This is a genomic window from Pseudoalteromonas sp. AS71 (assembly GCF_038900275.1).
Lineage (GTDB): Bacteria > Pseudomonadota > Gammaproteobacteria > Enterobacterales > Alteromonadaceae > Pseudoalteromonas.
Genome location: NZ_JBBMQZ010000010.1, coordinates 69,823 through 88,267 on the forward strand (window position 1 = coordinate 69,823; position 18,445 = coordinate 88,267).

At 38.5% G+C, this 18,445-nt stretch carries 15 protein-coding genes; 3 read left to right on the forward strand and 12 right to left on the reverse strand.

What is annotated here, in order from left to right; genetic code table 11:
* Positions 1 to 37 precede the first annotated feature (37 nt).
* From WNY98_RS09485 to WNY98_RS09500, 4 genes are all read right to left on the reverse strand, one after another.
* The gene (locus WNY98_RS09485) at positions 38 to 415 is read right to left on the reverse strand and encodes a hypothetical protein (protein ID WP_007582705.1); all 378 of its coding nucleotides are present in this window, start codon (positions 413 to 415) and stop codon (positions 38 to 40) included.
* A 203-nt stretch (positions 416 to 618) separates the two neighbouring features.
* A complete protein-coding gene (locus tag WNY98_RS09490; RefSeq protein WP_170070976.1) occupies positions 619 to 1,167 on the reverse strand; it encodes an NAD(P)H nitroreductase in 549 nt (182 codons plus the stop codon).
* Between the two features lie 126 nt (positions 1,168 to 1,293).
* Entirely contained in the window at positions 1,294 to 1,977 is a 684-nt protein-coding gene (locus tag WNY98_RS09495) for a DoxX family protein (protein WP_024600268.1), read from the reverse strand.
* 93 nt (positions 1,978 to 2,070) lie between these two features.
* Entirely contained in the window at positions 2,071 to 4,032 is a 1,962-nt protein-coding gene (locus WNY98_RS09500; protein ID WP_342877754.1) for an NADPH-dependent 2,4-dienoyl-CoA reductase, read from the reverse strand.
* Positions 4,033 to 4,251: 219 nt separating this feature from the next.
* Here WNY98_RS09500 and sppA point away from each other — a divergent pair, with 219 nt between their 5' ends.
* Entirely contained in the window at positions 4,252 to 6,117 is a 1,866-nt protein-coding gene (sppA, locus tag WNY98_RS09505) for a signal peptide peptidase SppA (RefSeq protein WP_342877755.1), read from the forward strand.
* A gap of 83 nt (positions 6,118 to 6,200) precedes the next feature.
* Complete coding sequence (gene ansA, locus WNY98_RS09510; RefSeq protein WP_024600271.1) at positions 6,201 to 7,211, forward strand: asparaginase; 1,011 nt, start codon at positions 6,201 to 6,203, stop codon at positions 7,209 to 7,211.
* A gap of 68 nt (positions 7,212 to 7,279) precedes the next feature.
* Here the strand turns inward: ansA and gndA are convergent, their stop codons facing one another.
* The gene (gene gndA, locus WNY98_RS09515) at positions 7,280 to 8,653 is read right to left on the reverse strand and encodes an NADP-dependent phosphogluconate dehydrogenase (protein ID WP_010554474.1); all 1,374 of its coding nucleotides are present in this window, start codon (positions 8,651 to 8,653) and stop codon (positions 7,280 to 7,282) included.
* 377 nt (positions 8,654 to 9,030) lie between these two features.
* Here gndA and pyk point away from each other — a divergent pair, with 377 nt between their 5' ends.
* Positions 9,031 to 10,467, forward strand: a complete 1,437-nt coding sequence (pyk, locus tag WNY98_RS09520) for a pyruvate kinase (protein ID WP_007582689.1) — start codon at positions 9,031 to 9,033, stop codon at positions 10,465 to 10,467.
* Positions 10,468 to 10,703: 236 nt separating this feature from the next.
* Here pyk and WNY98_RS09525 read toward each other — a convergent pair whose 3' ends face one another.
* From WNY98_RS09525 to rplT, 7 genes are all read right to left on the reverse strand, one after another.
* Positions 10,704 to 11,528, reverse strand: a complete 825-nt coding sequence (locus tag WNY98_RS09525) for a LytTR family DNA-binding domain-containing protein (RefSeq protein WP_294113798.1) — start codon at positions 11,526 to 11,528, stop codon at positions 10,704 to 10,706.
* Positions 11,521 to 12,597 carry a histidine kinase gene (locus WNY98_RS09530; protein ID WP_007582687.1) on the reverse strand — a complete coding sequence of 359 codons (1,077 nt, stop codon included), beginning with the start codon at positions 12,595 to 12,597 and terminating at the stop codon, positions 11,521 to 11,523. The genes WNY98_RS09525 and WNY98_RS09530 overlap by 8 nt, the downstream gene beginning before the upstream one ends.
* Before the next feature lie 250 nt (positions 12,598 to 12,847).
* Positions 12,848 to 14,404 (reverse strand): SulP family inorganic anion transporter, encoded by a 1,557-nt coding sequence (locus WNY98_RS09535; protein ID WP_008169027.1) that lies wholly within the window; start codon positions 14,402 to 14,404, stop codon positions 12,848 to 12,850.
* A 127-nt stretch (positions 14,405 to 14,531) separates the two neighbouring features.
* Positions 14,532 to 14,990 carry an Lrp/AsnC family transcriptional regulator gene (locus WNY98_RS09540; RefSeq protein ID WP_007375323.1) on the reverse strand — a complete coding sequence of 153 codons (459 nt, stop codon included), beginning with the start codon at positions 14,988 to 14,990 and terminating at the stop codon, positions 14,532 to 14,534.
* 107 nt (positions 14,991 to 15,097) lie between these two features.
* Complete coding sequence (locus tag WNY98_RS09545) at positions 15,098 to 15,739, reverse strand: MBL fold metallo-hydrolase (protein WP_096793003.1); 642 nt, start codon at positions 15,737 to 15,739, stop codon at positions 15,098 to 15,100.
* Position 15,740: 1 nt separating this feature from the next.
* Positions 15,741 to 17,558: a M14 family metallopeptidase gene (locus tag WNY98_RS09550; protein ID WP_342877756.1), complete on the reverse strand. Its 1,818-nt coding sequence runs from the start codon at positions 17,556 to 17,558 to the stop codon at positions 15,741 to 15,743.
* 512 nt (positions 17,559 to 18,070) lie between these two features.
* The gene (gene rplT, locus WNY98_RS09555; protein WP_002960711.1) at positions 18,071 to 18,430 is read right to left on the reverse strand and encodes a 50S ribosomal protein L20; all 360 of its coding nucleotides are present in this window, start codon (positions 18,428 to 18,430) and stop codon (positions 18,071 to 18,073) included.
* Positions 18,431 to 18,445 lie beyond the last annotated feature (15 nt).

Genomic DNA, 18,445 nt, shown 5'->3' on the forward strand with positions numbered 1-18,445 from the left:
TAATGAAAGTCTAGTTAATGGACTAAAATGAAACGCATTAATAATATTGTTTTGGTCTGCGAGCAATCCAAGAACAAATTAAACAAGCCAATATACTCAGTGCAGTAAAGGTAACGCCTTGAAAAATTAAATCAAATCGATTTAAATCATCACTTGGTACTACAACAAACATAAAAGCAGGTAGCACACTAAGCGATAAAACGTAGCAGCATACTTTAAATGCACGCCCGAAGTCGAAACGTTTGGACTGGTGCATCCACCATGTTAACAACACAAGCATACCCATTGCTGAACCGGCTATGAAATGTGATGCGTTTGTGCTCATTGCAACATACAGTGTTACAAAAGCACCAATGATTCCCCAAATTGACCATGCTAGCCAATTCTCTTTTTCACGTAAAAATAAATTTCCCATAGTTTTCGTCTTCTTTATCGTTATTTTTATTAAGACTTTCCATAATGTATCAAAAAACAACCGATTAAAAAACAAACTGAAGAAGATTTAGTAAATTTAGTGCTTCCAAGCGCTTCTTACAGCCAAGCCATTAACTTTTGAATAATACTCTTTGTAACCTTAATGAATTATGACTATGTAAATTGCGCAAAGTTCATACTATTTCACAAATTACTAAAATAGTGTTCTGGCTTATGGCGAGGCGACTTTTTACAATCGACTTCTGGTGTACCTATATATAAATACCCTACTATTTCATCTTGCTCATGTAAGTTAAGCGCTTTTTTAACTGCTGCACTTTGTGCAAAGTAGCCTGTACGCCAAACACCACCTAATCCTTGAGCGAATGCAGCTTGTTGCATCGCAAGTACGCTGCACCCTGCGCTTTGTACTTGTTCTATTCGAGGAACTTTTGGGTGTTCTTGATATTTAGCAATTGCTATTACAATCATAGGCGCACGAAGGGGAAGCTCTTTAGCACGATTAATTACTTTTTCTGCCTGTTGCTCTGCTACCGCACTTTGATGGTAAATTTCACCTAGTTTATCGCGTGCATCACCTTGAGCAACAATAAACTGCCAAGGGGCAATACAACCATGATCGGGAACGCGTAACGCTGCTTGCTTAATTATGTCGAGCTGCTCAGGCGTAGGACCCGGCTCTGTTAGTTTAGAGTCTGATTGGCGGGTAAGTAAAAGCTCGATAGCGTTCATAACGATTCCTCAAAATTCAAAACGCTAGAGTAACATTTAAAACCTTAATAAATAAATACTGGGAGTCTAAAACGTAAAACAGCCGCACAAAATGGATTTATGCGGCCTTTTTAAATAGGTTTAGCGCTATTGATTTAAAATATTTCGCTTTAACCAGTAATCAATACTAACAAAGCGCCCTCCTCCCATAAAAAATAAGCTAAGGAGCATTGCAAAGTATATTGCCGAAAACTCTATACCATTATTTAAAATAGAGGGTTTGCCTTTTTCGTAGAGATAATCAGGAAAGCCGTGTTCTTCAACTAAGCCACGAATTTTTCCTATTCGCTCTTGTACTTCTAATGAGTTTTCGAGGCTTTCTTTAGCGCCCGGAATTGATAACCAATCGAGTACTTGTGCAGCACTTGTTTCAGGATTAGTTGGCGCAATTGCAAACCAACCATTATGCCAATGTACTGATGTTGCAGCAACGACCATTGTGAACATAAGCGGAATACTGACCAAACGAGTTAAAAGGCCAAGTAATAAAAACCAACCCCCTAAAAACTCACTCCAACCCGCTAAAAAGGCTAGTAAGTCTGGAAACGGTAATCCTAAACCCCATTCATTATTACCAAACCATTGAACTACATCTGGAGATGCTAAAAAGTTATCGAAAAAACCTTCTGCTTCACCGCTTATAGCAAGTTTGTTATAACCTGCAATGATCATAACCGGGGCTAAAATTAAGCGAAATAGCAATGCAGGTAAACCATCTAAAAATGATAATTTACTCAATATTGCATCGTAAAGGCTGGTTAGTTTATTCATGCGTATCCTGTGTGTTCAATGTTTATTAAGTTATAGACTATAAACAGCAAAGACCGCACGAATTAATAAACTATTTCAACTTGTTTACAAAGCTTAAATACTTCTAGCTACCTGAAGTGCTTCAAAAATAGCGCGTTTGGCATCAATAGCAGCAGCTAGTTTAGCGCCGCCTATAACATGTACCTTTGCGTTATCTGCGTAATTTTCTAGCACTTCGTTATTAGAAACCTGACCAATACAGGCAATAACCGTGTCTACTGGCAGTACTTGAGTTTCGCCAGCAACATTAATAGTAAGTCCGCTTTTATCAAAGCTTTGGTATTGGCAATCAGCAATTTGCTTCACGCCATGCTGCTTAGCAACTTGGCGATGTATCCAACCCGTTGTTTTACCAAGCTCGCTACCAAAACGACCCGCACTGCGTTTTAACATATACAATTGGCGTTCGTCTTTATGTGGTTGGGCTTCACACTCAATACCCCATTGCGTTTTAAACTCGCTAATAGTTTGCGATTTGTGCTCGCTTAAAAACGCAACCATATCAAAACCTATACCACCGGCACCTAAAATGGCAATTGATTTACCAAGCTCTACTTCGCCGCGTATAACTTCGTCATAAGCAAACACACGCTTGTTATCACTACATTTAATTGATGCTTCACGTGGGCGAACGCCAGTTGCAAATACAATATCGTCATAGTTTTTAAGCATTGAATCGTCGTAAGCTTTGCCAAGCTCTACAGTTACTTTTAATCGTTCGAGTTCATTAGTAAAGTAAGTAAGTGTATGGTTAAAGTCTTCTTTACCCGGTATTTGCATAGCTAAATTAAATTGGCCACCCATTTGCGATTTTTGGTCAATTAGCGTGACGTTATGCCCTTTTTGTGCCAAGTAACAACTTGCCGATAAACCAGCAGGGCCTGCACCGACTACTAATACATTTTTAGCTCTGGTTGCTTGTTCTAACGGATAATCTAGCTCAAATGCAGCTTGTGGATTAACTAAACACGTTGCACGTTTATTTTTAAATACGTGATCTAGACAACCTTGGTTACACCCTATACAAATATTAATTTGCTTGGATTGATTATTCGCATATTTATTAAAAAACTCTGGATCGGCAAGTAGCGGCCTTGCCATCGAAATTAAATCGGCTTCGCCTGCATTTAAAATATCGTTAGCAATTTCTGGAGTATTAATTCGGTTAACAGCAATAACTGGCACGCTCACCACGTCTTTTAAGCGTTTTGATGCTTCTTTAAATGCACCCGGAGGTACCATACTCGCAATAGTCGGTACACGCGCTTCGTGCCAACCAATGCCTGTGTTAAAAATATCAACGCCCGCTTTTTCAAGCTCGGAAGCTTGAATGACAACTTCCTCTGGCGTTGAGCCGTTTGGAATTAAATCAATGACCGACAATCTAAAAATAATTAAGAATTGTTCAGATACTTTTGCTCTTACAGCTTTCACTATTTCAAGCGCAAGTCGCATTCTATTTTCTAAGCAGCCACCAAATTCATCTTCACGTTTATTGGTGTGCGGCGCCATAAACTCATTAATCAAATACCCTTCAGAACCCATAACTTCAACGCCATCGTAGCCGGCTTTTTCAGCCATATAGGCAGAATGCGCAAAGTCTTTAATTGTTTTTTTAATCGAGCCAAGCGACATCGCTTTAGGTTTGTAAGGATTAATCGGTGCTTTTATTGCACTTGGTGCTTGATTGAATGGATGATACGCATAACGTCCAGCGTGCAATAATTGCAAACAAATTTTTCCGCCGTGTTTGTGCACAGCATCTGTGTAAGCGCGATGTTTGAATACATCGTAATAGCTATTAAATGAAGATGAAATAGGTGTTAATTTGCCACGTAAATTAGGGCTATATCCACCCGTAATTAACATTGCGGTGCCGCCTTTTGCACGTGCTTCATAAAATGCACGTAAGCGTTTGCGGTTATGCCAGCCCTCTTCAAGGCCTGTATGCATTGAGCCCATCACTAAGCGGTTACGTAATTGTGTGTGTTTTAATTGTAATTGTTGTTCTAACATCCTGTGCCCCGTTAACTGGTCTAACCTGTATACCTTAGCTAATTCTGCTTTAATGGCAAGCAATAAGCAATATGTGCCTTCATTTAATTAAAAAAAGCCGTAAAACCATGTATTAATAGCACCTCATAAACACTTCGTTACGATTTAGCAGTTAAATTTATTTTTATTCTAGGCTAAGATGGAACTAATGTATTAACTGTACCAAATTAAGGAGCTATTTTGATAGCAAAGGTATTTAAAGGTATTTGGGCTGGAATTAACTTTTCTCGTCGTTTAATACTCAACATTCTGTTTTTATTACTGGTAATTGTTTTCTTAGTGTCACTCTCAAGTGACGACGATAAAATAATAGTTGAAAATGGCTCTGTGCTTAGGCTTAACCTAAATGGCCCTATTGTTGAAGAAAAAACATACATAGACCCGGTCGAAGCTGCAATTAGTGATGCGACTTCTGGTTCTGAAGCGCCAAGCGAAATATTACTCGATGATATTGTTGAAGTAATAAACGAAGCAACTAAAGACGATCGCATTACGGTGATACTGCTTGATTTACAAGAAATGCCTAAAGCGCATTTAAACAAACTTAAGCAAATTACCAATGCTATTGATGCATTTAAACAAGCTGGCAAAAAAGTGATTGCATCGGGTTATTACTATACCCAAGCACAATACTATATTGCATCACATGCTGATGAAATAGCTATGCACCCATACGGTAGCGTAGGTATTGAAGGTTACGGCATGTATCCGCTTTACTTTAAAGATGCACTTGAAAAGCTTGAAGTAACGCAGCATATTTTCCGTGTTGGTACCTTTAAGTCAGCAGTAGAACCTTTCATTCGTAACGACATGTCTGAAGCAGCCAAGGAAGCTAACCGTGTTTGGTTAGGTGCTCTTTGGAGCGAATACAAACAAGATGTTGCTGCGGTTCGCCCATTTGATGAGTCAAATTTTGACGAGACAATGGACGTATATCTTGCAAAAATGAAAGCTGCTGATGGCGATGCAGGTAAATATGCACTTGACCACCAGTGGGTTGACTCTTTAAAAACAAATCAACAAGTTCGCCAACAGTTAATAGACTTAGTAGGCGCGCAAGAAGATGGCAAAACATTTAAGCAAGTTTCATTTCGTGAATATTTAAGCTTGGTTAAACCACCTATTGAATTTGATAACCCTATTACCGAAAAAGTCGCCGTTGTTATTGCTAAAGGTACGATTGTTGATGGCGAGCGTAAAGCGGGCGAAATTGGTGGCGACTCTACAGCAGCTCTACTTCGTAAAGCACGCCTAGATGACAAAGTTAAAGCGGTTGTACTACGCATTGATTCAGGTGGCGGTAGTATGTTCGCCTCTGAAGTTATTCGTGCAGAAGTATTAGCGCTTAAAGCTGCTGGTAAGCCTGTTATTGCTTCAATGAGCTCTGTAGCTGCATCAGGTGGTTATTGGATTGCCTCTGCTGCAAACGAAATTTGGGCAGCACCAAGTACAATTACAGGCTCAATTGGTGTATTTGGTACGTTTATGACATTTGAAAAAACTTTATCTAAGATTGGTGTTTATTCAGATGGTGTTGCAACAACCGAAATGGCTGGCTTTTCAATCACCCGACCTCTTAACGAAAAAATGGGTGAAGTAATTCAAATGAGTGTTGAAGAAGCATACGGTCGCTTTTTAAATGTTGTTGCTGATGCACGTAATATGACGCCTGAGCAAGTTGATAAAATTGCCCAAGGCCGCGTATGGATTGCATCTCAAGCACTTGAACTAGGTTTAGTAGACAAACTTGGTGATAAACAAGATGCTATAAAAGCAGCTGCTGAACTTGCTAAACTTAATCATTATGAAGTTAAAACCATTAAACAAGATTTAAGCCCGCAAGAAAAAATGATTCAAGACATTTTTGGTAACGCGTCTATTAAATCTATGCTTGGTTTACAAACACAAAAAACATCAGTGCTGGCAACGCAAGCTAACTTGCAAAGCGTTATAAACCAATTAAGTACTGAAGTAGAAAACCTTAAAGATTACAACGATCCACAAGGCGTATATGCTCGCTGTTTAGTGTGTAACGTTGCACAATAAAAGTGCATAGCTTCACCTAATCAGCTGTATTTAAAGTTACTTAACGTTATACTAACCCCAGTTTTTTTACTGGGCTTTTTTTTATGAAACGTAAACGCATTTATATCGCTTATACTGGCGGTACTATAGGGATGAAAAAATCGAGCCGAGGCTATATACCGGCTGAAGGTTTTTTAACAGAAACAGTGGTTAATAACGCAGAATTTAACCGTGATGAAATGCCTTTATTTGATATTCACGAATATTGCCCGCTTATAGATTCTTCAGATATGTCTCCTGAGCATTGGCAACTTATTGCTGATGACATTAAAAACAAATACCAAGATTATGATGGTTTTGTTGTGCTTCATGGCACCGATACCATGGCATATACAGCCTCAGCGCTATCGTTTATGTTTGAAAATTTAACTAAACCTGTGATTGTAACTGGCTCACAAATACCACTTTCTCAATTGCGATCTGACGGGCAAGTCAACTTACTCAATGCCATGTATTTAGCAGCCAACTACCCTATTGCTGAAGTAAGTCTATTTTTTAATAACCAACTGTTTAGGGGTAACAGAGCAACTAAAGCCCATGCTGATGGTTTTAATGCATTTGCCTCCCCTAATCTTGATCCCTTAGCGTTATCGGGTATTAATATTCAATTGATTAAAGGCCAACTTAGTCCTTATGTTGAAAATGAGCTTCAAGTTACCCCCATCACACCTCAAGCCATTGGTGTGCTTTATTTATACCCTGGTATTAGTCAAGAAGTGGTTAAAAGCTTAGTCAACGGCAATATTAAAGCCTTGGTGTTACTTAGTTTTGGTGTAGGTAATGCACCGCAAGATCCTAACTTTTTATCAATACTTGAAGAAGCAAGTAAACGTGGCGTCGTTATTATTAATTTAACGCAGTGCTTAAAAGGCCATGTAAATATGGGCGGCTACGCGACGGGTAATGCACTGTTAAATATTGGTGTTATTAGTGGATACGATATGACCCTTGAAGCATGCTTAACTAAATTACATTATCTATTTAGCCAAAAATTAGAGGTCGAAACTATTCGTCATTTAATGCAAGACAATTTACGCGGTGAATTAAGCCGTTAAATTTCGCAGGACTAAAATACAAAAGGCACGCTAAATAGCGTGCCTTTATCGTTTTAAACAACTGTTTATTATCTAACTTTAGCGTCTATATCCACTAGGTCAGTTAAATGGCATGTTTCACCGCTATGGGTTTTAACGCCGTGCTCACCAAAGTAATCACGCTGGGCTTGAACTAAATGCCCATTACTCGGTGTAGTTAATGTTGCTAAATACGTTTGTGTAGCTCCCAATACAGGGAATGCTAAACCAGTCATTATTGCTTGACCGGTAATTTTACGCAAAGAGTTAGACTCTTTCTCAAGGGTATCAATAAATTCAACACCTTGTGCAACGCTATCGAGGTAGTCAGCACGAATAATACAACCCGCGCGCCATGTTTGAAGCGTTTTAGATAAATCAACTTTCCACTGATGAGTACGTGATGCACCTTTAATTAATGCTAAACCTTGGCGATACGCTAGTAAGCTTGCAAGTAAGAACGCTTCTTTTAGTTCTTCTAAATCAATTTCAACATTGTTAGTTGATTTAGATGCGTACGTCATCTCTTGTGCAGCCGTTGTATTACATGCATTAGTTAAATGACGAGCTTGTACAGCAGCAACAAGTGAAGGCACAGCAATACCAAGTTCTAGTGCATTTTGCGCAGTCCAAAGACCAGTACCTTTAGCGCCAACTTTATTATCAATTAAGTCCGCAAGCGGTACATTATTATGATTTTCAAGTGACAATATGTGGCTAGAAATAGACAGTAAGTAGCTATTTAATTGACCTTCTGACCAGTCATTAAATATCTCAGCCACTTCTTTTGGAGAACGATTAGTACCTAAACGAAGTAATTGGTACACTTCTGCAATAAGTTGCATAAGTGCGTATTCAATACCGTTATGAACCATTTTTACAAAATGACCACTTGCTGATTGACCAACACGTGCAAAACACGAGTCGCCATTATAGCTAGCAGCTACTTTTTCAAACCATGGCTCAATACGTTCCCAACCACCTTCAGAACCACTTGCCATCATTGCAGGACCATGGCGAGCGCCTTCTGCACCGCCAGAAATTCCCATAGTGGCAAATTCAAATTTATTTTGGTATTTAAGCTTACGCGTTATACCGTCTTTATAATTACTATTACCGCAATCGACAATCATATCGTCACAGTTAACGCCGGCCTCTACAAGTTCATTACAAACTGTATCAACTAACTCACCGGCAGGAACAAGTAATAAAATAGAACGAGGTGCCTCTAAACGCCTTACCATGTCTCTTAAATCAGAGACAATGTGAAGCCTATCAGCCATGCCTTGAGATTTAGCACAACTTAGTAACTCTTCACCCGCATGTGGGTTTTTGTCATAAGCGACTAGCGTTATCCCTTTTTCAATCAAGTTTAGGGCAAGATTTTTTCCCATAACGCCTAACCCTACTAATGCAACTTGCATCTAGTGTCCTCCTCGGTAACAACTATTTGGTTAGAAAATTCAGTGTATAAATTAAATAATACCGCGTGCATTATACTCATACAGTCATAAAATACTAATCATGAGCTAATACAATATGCTTTTTTATTACAGATAAATAAGCTACGTAATTATATCAAACATCAATGGTCTCGGGGTGACTAAAAGCAAAGCTAATTGAAATTAAGATCATTGACGCATTCTGACACCGGTGTCATAATGATGACACAATAGTTTTGTATAAAATAGTGGCAAACCTTTGAAGTTTGCACATAACTAAAATATTTTATTCTAATATAGATATTTTAATTCAACAAAATAACGTCAACATGCTTTCACCAAGCAAACAGGAGAAATTGATGCTAAGACGCACTAAAATAGTCGCTACCCTTGGACCTGCTACCGATAGAGATAACAACTTAGAAAAAATTATTATCGCTGGGGCTAATGTAGTACGTTTAAACTTCTCACATGGTGTTGCCCAAGATCATAAAGACCGTGCACAAGCTGTACGCGATATTGCAAAAAGATTAGGCAAGCATATTGCTATCCTTGCTGACCTTCAAGGTCCTAAAATCCGCGTTTCTACTTTTAAAGAAGGTAAAGTAACGCTTGCTGTGGGTGCAAAATTTACCCTTGATGCAAAAATGGAAAAAGGCGAAGGCGACATAAACTCTGTAGGTATTGATTATAAAGAATTACCTAACGATGTAAGCCCTAACGATTTACTACTTCTAAACGATGGCCTTATTCAATTAAGTGTTGATGAAGTAGCTGGGCATTTAGTGCATTGTACAGTGACTGTTGGCGGTGTTTTATCTAACAATAAAGGTATTAACCGTTTAGGTGGTGGTTTAACTGCTCCAGCATTTACTGAAAAAGACAAAGAAGATTTAATAACTGCCGCTGAAATTGACGTAGATTACATTGCCGTATCATTCCCACGTAGTGGCGACGATATGCGCTACGTGCGCTCGCTTGCTGAAGCTGCTGGTTCAAAAGCACAGTTACTTGCTAAAATTGAACGTGCTGAAGCCGTTGAAACGCAAGAAGCTGTTGATGACATCATTTTGGCGTCTGACGCTGTAATGGTTGCTCGTGGTGATTTAGGTGTTGAAATTGGTGATGCTGCTCTTATGGGCAAACAAAAACTAATTATTCGTCGTGCTCGTTCATTAAACCGTACTGTAGTAACAGCAACGCAAATGATGGAATCGATGATCGATAACCCTATGCCTACACGTGCAGAAGTAATGGATGTTGCAAATGCTGTTCTTGATGGAACAGATGCAGTTATGCTTTCAGCTGAAACAGCTGCCGGTGATTATCCTGAAGAAACAGTTGCAACTATGGCACGTGTTTGTTTAGGTGCTGAATCGCAAAAAGAAACGCACGTTTCTAAGCACCGTTTAGATAGTCGCTTTTCTAACAATGCTGAATCAATTGCGCTTTCTGCTATGTATGCAGCTAATCACTTAGATTCTGTTAAAGCAATTATCACACTTACTGAATCTGGTAGTACGGCTAAATTAATGTCGCGTATCAGCTCAGGCTTACCAATCTACTCGCTTTCACGTCATGCGAGTACATTAGGTCAAACAGCACTTTATCGTGGTGTTTACCCAGTATTTTTTGATTCTACAAAAACTGAAAAAGACGGTATGGTAAAAGCCGCGCTTGATACTTTAGTTTCTCAAGGGTCTTTACAGTCTGGCGATACAGTAATTATTACTCACGGTGACTCAATGGAAACTGTGGGTGCAACTAACACAATGAAAATTGTAACCGTTGCATAATACCAATGTTTATTAAAAACATGATTATTCTATCGCATTAAATAGCGCTCTCACTGCGTTGAAAATTATTCATATAGAACAACTATATGTCATAATTTTCGCCTTATTATAGCGCTATTTACTTAGCGCTATAATAGATTACTTATTTAACGCAATTGGTATAATTAATTACAAATATAAAAAATGCGAGCTTAGCTCGCATTTTTTGTATCTGTAGTAAAGTAAAGGCACTGGTTTTAACTTGCTAGTGCTGCTTTTACTTTATCACGGTAGCTACGGCTTACTTTTAGCTCTTGTCCGTTTTCAAGTACTAATAAATACTCGCCACTTACCTGCGTAACCAACTTACTAATTTGCTTTGTATTTACTATTGCACTTCGGTGTACGCGTACAAACAACTGAGGGTCCAACTCTTGCTCTAGCTCTTTCATTGTTTTGCGTAAAATATGCGTTTGTCCATCTTCACAGTGTAAACACATGTAGTCACCTGCAGCATCAACCCATTGGATAGTCGCTACTGGCACACGAATAATTTCACCCTGCTCTTTCACTGCAAGTGATTCTGGGTAACGCCTGTCTGTTAGCGTGTCGCCAGTGGCTAATTTTTTAAGTATTTCTTCGCAATTGTTACCAGTAATACCGGCTACAAAACTCGCTAGTTTTTTCTTATGGGCGTTGTCTTGCTGCGTTTTTAAGTAGGTATGCACTTTTTCTACCGCCTGTTTTAGTCTGTTATCATCAACGGGTTTTAAAATGTAATCGAGAGCATGAATTTCAAACGCTTTTACGGCAAACTGATCAAAGGCAGTTACAAACACAATCGCAGGTAATGCTCTTGTACTTTCGCTGAGCGCTCTTGCTACTTCAAAACCATTCATGCCTGGCATTTGAATATCTAAAAAAACCAAGTCGATTTTCTCACTTTGGCACATTTCAATTGCATCAGCGCCTGAACTACATAATTTAATTACTTCAATATCAGAGTATTCTTCCAGCCTTACCGCTAAACCCTTTCTTGCTAACGGTTCATCATCAACAATGAGTGTTTTTATTTTAGTCATTTTTCACAGCCTTCTCAAAAGGTACTCGCAGATTAACTTTTAATCCACTTGGCGTATTATGTGATAATACAAACGAATAATTATTTTCATACAACGTTTTTAATCTATCTTTAGTATTAGCGACACCTACACCTTGAGCGTTAACTAATTGACCATCAAGTATGTCAGTACCTGGGCCGTTGTCGCCCACTTCTAGTAATAATTCATTCGCAAATACTTGTGCTTTTATATCAATTACCCCACCTTCTGTTAGATGGGCAATCGCATATTTAATCGCGTTCTCGATAATTGGTTGCAAAATTAAGCTCGGTACTAAAGCCTCTTTAGCTTGCTCACTTATATCTACATTTACCTTTAATCGCTCATCAAAACGAACACGCTCTATTTCTAAATAAAGCATGAGCGCATGTAGCTCTTGCTCTAGTGGTACTTTTTTAATTGGATCGGTATTTAATGTATAACGTAAAAAGTCACTTAACCTTGCTACCATTAAGTTAGCATCTTTGTTTTCTTTAACCAAAATTAAAGTAGAAATAGCGTTGAGTGTATTGAATAAAAAATGGGGATTGAGCTGATACCTAAGCATTTTTAATTGCGCTTCGTGTGCCATAGTTGTGGCTTTGAGCGCTTTTTGTCGCTCGCTTTGCAATAGTTGGTAATATTTAACGCCAAAGTACAGACCACTCCAACATAAAATAATATAAACAGAATCTAAACCTTGCTGCAGGTAATAAAACCACTCTTCGGGTCTATAACCATGGCGGTATATTTCCCACAAATTAAACTTTTGAACGACAGCCCATAAAGTACCCGTTACATAAGAGGCACCAAATACTACAATCATTAATACCCAAGGCGAGGCATTCCAAATTTTACGGTAAATATACCTAAGCGGTACTGTCATTAAGCAACCAGCGTAAGCATTTAATAAAATAACAAATACGTATATATCACGCATTTCAAATACTTTAGAGCCAATATAATTTACTAACGCATAACCAATCCAGCCTGCAATTTGCAAAAGCCAAAAAAAACGTTGTCTGTTATCGACTAAAGATTGCCAGTTCAAAATAGATGTTTACTCCGTATAGTTAAAGACTAATTCCATAGAATAGGCGCTTGTTATTCATTATTATTTTACCTATGTAGGGCTAATTTTCATAAAATTAGATAATCTTATTATATAGATTTATGAGTTTGCATAGCACTACAGCCTACCTTGCTTTTTAAGAGTCTTACCGCAAACCAATAGTCGAGACACTAAAAAAGCGAAAGGTTATTCACCTTTCGCTTTTTAAATATAAATAGCTTTGTGTAAATTAAGCTAGTTTGTCTGATGCTACTTTGTATGTTGGATCTTCAATCACATTCACTTCAACCAAATCGCGTGCTTTATGCAGCAACTGCGTACAGTCTTTACTTAAGTGACGTAAGTGAAGTTGCTTACCTGCTTTTGTGTACTTATCAGCAAGTGTGTCAATTGCTTCAATTGCACTGTGATCAGATACGCGGCTATGTTTAAATTCAACAATTACATTTTTAGGGTCATTTTTAACATCAAATAACTCTGCAAAGTTTTTAACTGAACCAAAGAAAAGTGGGCCATGTAACTCATATACTTTAGCGCCTTCTTCATCTATATAGTTAGTTGTGTATATGTGCTTAGCATGCTGCCAAGCAAATACTAATGCAGATACAATAACACCTACACATACTGCAATAGCTAAATCGGTAATAACCGTCACACCCGATACAAGTACTATTACGAACGCGTCTGATAGAGGCACACGCTTCATCATTTTAAAGCTAGCCCATTCAAACGTACCTAGTACAACCATAAACATAACACCAACAAGTGCAGCTAGTGGGATCATCTCAATTAAACTTGAAGCGAATATGATGAATGCAAGCAACATCAATGCGGCACTAATACCCGATAAGCGAGAACGGCCACCTGAGTTAATGTTGATCATTGATTGACCTATCATAGCACAACCACCCATTGCACCAAACATACCACAAGTAATATTTGCAGCGCCTTGCCCTATACACTCTTTATTACTATGACCACGGGTTTCTGTAATCTCGTCAATTAAGCTAAGCGTTAATAAAGATTCAATTAAACCAATAGCCGCTAAAATAAGCGCATAAGGAAAAATAATTTGTAGCGTTTCGAAAGTAAACGGTACCATAGGAATATGAAACTCAGGTAAACCGCCAGCAATTGTTGCAGCTTCGTCGCCTGTCATTCCTTTTAAGAAATCAACTACAGTATGCGCTTCTAAATCCAAACCAATAACTAAAGCGGTGACTGTAATAATAGCGACTAATGTAGAGGGCACAGCCGTGGTCAGTTTTGGTAAAAACTGAATAATAGCCATAGTTAAAGCCACTAAACCAAGCATAATGTATAGCGGATTACCCGTCATCCACTCTTGTCCGCCCATACCATCAGGCACTTTAAATTGTCCTAATTGGGCTAAAAATATAACAATAGCTAAGCCGTTTACAAAACCAAGCATTACCGGATGAGGAACCATGCGGATAAACTTACCGAGTTTAAATACACCCGCGAGTATCTGCAGTATGCCCATGAGCAATACGGTCGCAAATAAATACTCAACACCATGATCAAGCACTAAACTTACCATAACAACAGCTAGTGCACCGGTTGCACCTGAAATCATACCAGGGCGGCCACCAAATATAGCCGTAATTAAACCAACGATAAACGCGGCATATAGACCAACTAAAGGTTCTACATTTGCAACAAAGGCAAACGCAACAGCTTCTGGCACTAGGGCAAGCGCCACAGTTAATCCAGATAGAATATCGTTTTTAGCAGAGCTAGGCGCCCTACTGAGTAAGTTAAACATTGAGTTCCTCAAATGGTGTTATGGGTATAAAAAAAGCGCTAAATTCTAACAAATTAGCGCTCAGTTAACAATTGTCATTATGTGGTTAAGCTAAACTAAAAGAGGTTTAGCTTTTAAAGAAGTGCTTTTATAAAGGAAGAGATGTACTACGTTTTACACATGTCATTGTTACATTAGAATGTACTTCTTGTACGTATTCCAAGCTTAGTAAATTATCGCGTACAAAGTGCTCATAACCTTCTATACCTTGTGAAATTATGCGTAGCATAAAGTCCATTGTTCCGGCCATGGTGTAACACTCTGTTACTTGATCATAACTCATTATAAGTTTTTCAAATTCAGCAAGGTTCTTTTTACCGTGATTTGATAAACGCACATGTGCATATACAAGCATATCAAAGCCAAGTTTTTTCTCATCTAAGAGAGCCACTTTGCTTTTTATATAACCATCTTGCTCTAGCTTGGCAATTCGACGCCAGCATGGAGATTGAGACAAGCCTACTTTATCAGCAATTTCTGCGGTTGATAAACTAGCATCTTGTTGTAAAAGTGCCAATATTTGGCGATCTACGTGATTTAGAGACATTTTATTTCTTATTTATCAAATAAACTGGTTAAATTATACAACCATTTTAAAACTCAGTCTGCTTATTTTTAATTTTTATGCAGTTTGCCAAACTTAAAATAAGTAACTTAACCAAACTTACCACTCACAAAAGGATTTGTTTGTTTTTCAAATCCAACCGTAGTGTCGCCCCCATGCCCTGCCAATATTTTAGTATTATCAGGTAAGGTTAGAATATGCGTCTTAATCGACTCTATAAGTTGTTCGCTGTTCCCCTTAGGGAAATCAGTTCGCCCTACTGAGCCTTTAAAAATAACATCACCTACAATAACGCATTCATAGTCTTGTTGATAAAACACAATATGACCAGGTGTATGCCCCGGACAATGCTTCACTAAAAAGCTAAGTTTACCTACGCTCACGGTGTCGTTATGGTTTAGCCAAATATCCGGATAAAAAGGCTCAATGGGTTTAAACCCGAACATTTGTGCTTGCATAGGTAAGTTTTCAAACCAGAAGTACTCATCTTTTTGTGGGCCAATAATTTGTACGTTAAATTGATTACGTAAAATATCAGCCCCACCCACATGGTCTAAATGCCCGTGCGTTAACCAAATAGCACTTAACTCTAGTTTATGCTCATTAAGGGCTGCTACTATTTTATCAGGGTCACCACCTGGGTCTATGACTACGGCTTGTTTAGTTTCACTACACCAAATAATACGACTATTTTGTGCAAATGCAGTGACGGGTATGGTTATAATTTGCATATTAGATTTCTTTATTTTTTTGATCCGGGATAACAACTTCTTCTTCGAATGACATCAGTATTGGGTACTTTAAATACGCTTGATCATAAAATGGGCTTTGCTCATATAACCAGTTTAATCTCGCTTCAGCGTCGCTTGCGAACAATTTATCTTTAAGCTTTTCATCAAACTTAAGCGCTAGCTTTGGATTATCTTTTAGCATTTGGCGTGCAAACGGAATTAGTGCATAGTTTTCCATATACTCAGTACGCTGGAAAATAGTATTAAATTCCCCCCATGCAAAAAACGAATCGGGTGCTTCAGGATGCAATAAATGCACAGCAAGCTCACCTGCTTTTTGTTGAGTATTGACTTGATACCAACCATCTAAATCTACATTTATAGCGGGGACATAATCGAAACTTGCTGACACTCTAAAACGGCCTTCAAATGGTGCTTTATCAAACGTGTAGTCTGCCACCTTTGCTACTTTTAAAGGCTGTGTGTTTGCCCCTTCAAGTTTATTAATAGAGACACCGTGTAACTTTAGTTTCTTAATAATATTGCGATATACAGGCGGAATAAAAAAAGCTTTAGGTACTTCAACTGTATGTTGTACATCTTTTTGCCAATAAATAGGTAAGTCGATATATGTATGTGCTTTACCCAAATACTTCACTTCATTTTGGCCCGAGAGTGCACTCATGCTTGATGAATATTCAATACCTTTAAACTGCGCAATCGTGTCAGCATGCTTGGCATAGCCACGCTTTACTATTAACTGTTTAGGAACAAATTCTTGCTCTTTTTTTACTGCATTAGCTAACTCATGACTATGCTTTGATAGCGCAGTAATAGCACCATCTAAAAACACGTAAGTTCCTAATACACGTTGCTTGTAAGGTTTTAATGAATGATTTTCAACTAAAATAGTCGGTAATGACTTTAAATCACCCCAACCATTTGAAAAGCGCGGTGTAGCAACCCACCCCGCTAATCCTTTTTTAAAGTCACGCTTATCCATAACAAAAACAAGTGGCCCTGGCGTGTGGCCTTGTTCAGCCAGCTTATCGTCAATCAGAGGTTTAAAAAACTGGTTTAAAGCGTCAGATACCGCAGGCGATTCGCTTGAAAATACCGGATTGTAGCCATAAGTCACATCGTATTGGTAATCTGCCCCATCGGTAACATGTACATCAATGTATAAATTTGGGCTGTAGTCGTTAATAACCTTTAAAACACTTCTAACTTCTGGCGTATCAAGTTTAGTAAAATCGCGATTTAAATTAAGGTTGTTTGCATTTGTTCTAAAGCCCATTTTTGCAGGGCCCCGTTGATTGATGCGATTGAATGCACTACTACGTTCGTGTCCATCTACATTTAAAATAGGAATAAATAATATGTTTACCTTTTTTAAAATGTCACGGCGCTTACCTGTTGCTATATCTCTAAGCAGCATAAACATGGCATCTTTACCGTCTATTTCACCAGAGTGTATTCCTGCCTGAATAAAAATAGTTGGCTTAGTGCTATTAGCCATTTGCCTTGCTTCAAAAAAGCCTTGCTCACTGGCAATCAGCATTTTAATTGCACGTTTGCTATTACTATAGCCGATGGTTTGAGATTGAAACTGAGTAGGGTTTGCAGCAACTAACCTATCTACAAATGCCATTGTATTTGCATAATCGGGTGACGCTTCACCTGCTGACAACTCAAAATCAGTAGTTAACGGCCCTTGTTTTTGTAAAAGCTCTACGCTTTTCCCCTGCCACTCAATTAATGGAGGTAAGTGTGCGCCATACGCAACACTTGCAGATAAAACTAGTAAACTTGCAAACATAAAATTCTCTAACAAACGCCTCAATTATATAAATTATATCAACTAATTTTTTTATAATGAGGAAACTGCGGTGATTCAACAAAAAAATGCAGCCAATTACATATCCCCTATTTACAGCTGTATTTAGGGGCTTTATAAACTTATTAAGTCTAGGGCGTGTTGTTCTTTGTCGATTGAAATTCGTTCAATCTAGGGGAGGTTTGATCGCGGTGCGAGGTTTGTACCTGTGGGCTCGATAACTGCTCCTGCATTATTCTACTGGGTTATATCCATTTAAGAATAAGTAAAAGCCGAGCAACAAAGGGTTAATCGTCCCAACATCGGGCTCAAAGGGCAGCATATATTTGGTATTTGCTTTGCTTAAAAGCCAAGCATACTACTGCAAATTCAACACGCCTTGGCAGCTCAATACATTACTATTTATAAGCTTAATTCCAAAAAATGTAAGTTACTAAGTAATAGGCACAAAAAAAGGAGCCATAGGCTCCTTTTTAATACTTATATAAAAAAGCTTAAGCGGCTAGGCCTTCTTTTGCTTTTTCTACAAGCGCTGCGAATGCAACTTGGTCGTAAACAGCGATATCTGCAAGGATCTTACGATCGATTTCTACAGATGTCTTTTTAAGACCATTGATAAAACGGCTGTAAGACAGACCATTTTGACGTGAAGCAGCATTGATACGTGCAATCCATAATTGACGGAAAGTACGTTTCTTCGCACGACGGTCACGGTAAGCGTATTGACCCGCTTTAGTAACAGCCTGGAAAGCTACGCGGTAAACACGTGAACGTGCTCCGTAGTAACCTTTTGCTTGTTTTAAAACTTTTTTGTGACGTGCACGTGCGACAACGCCGCGTTTAACTCTTGCCATTTCTAAAAACCCCTA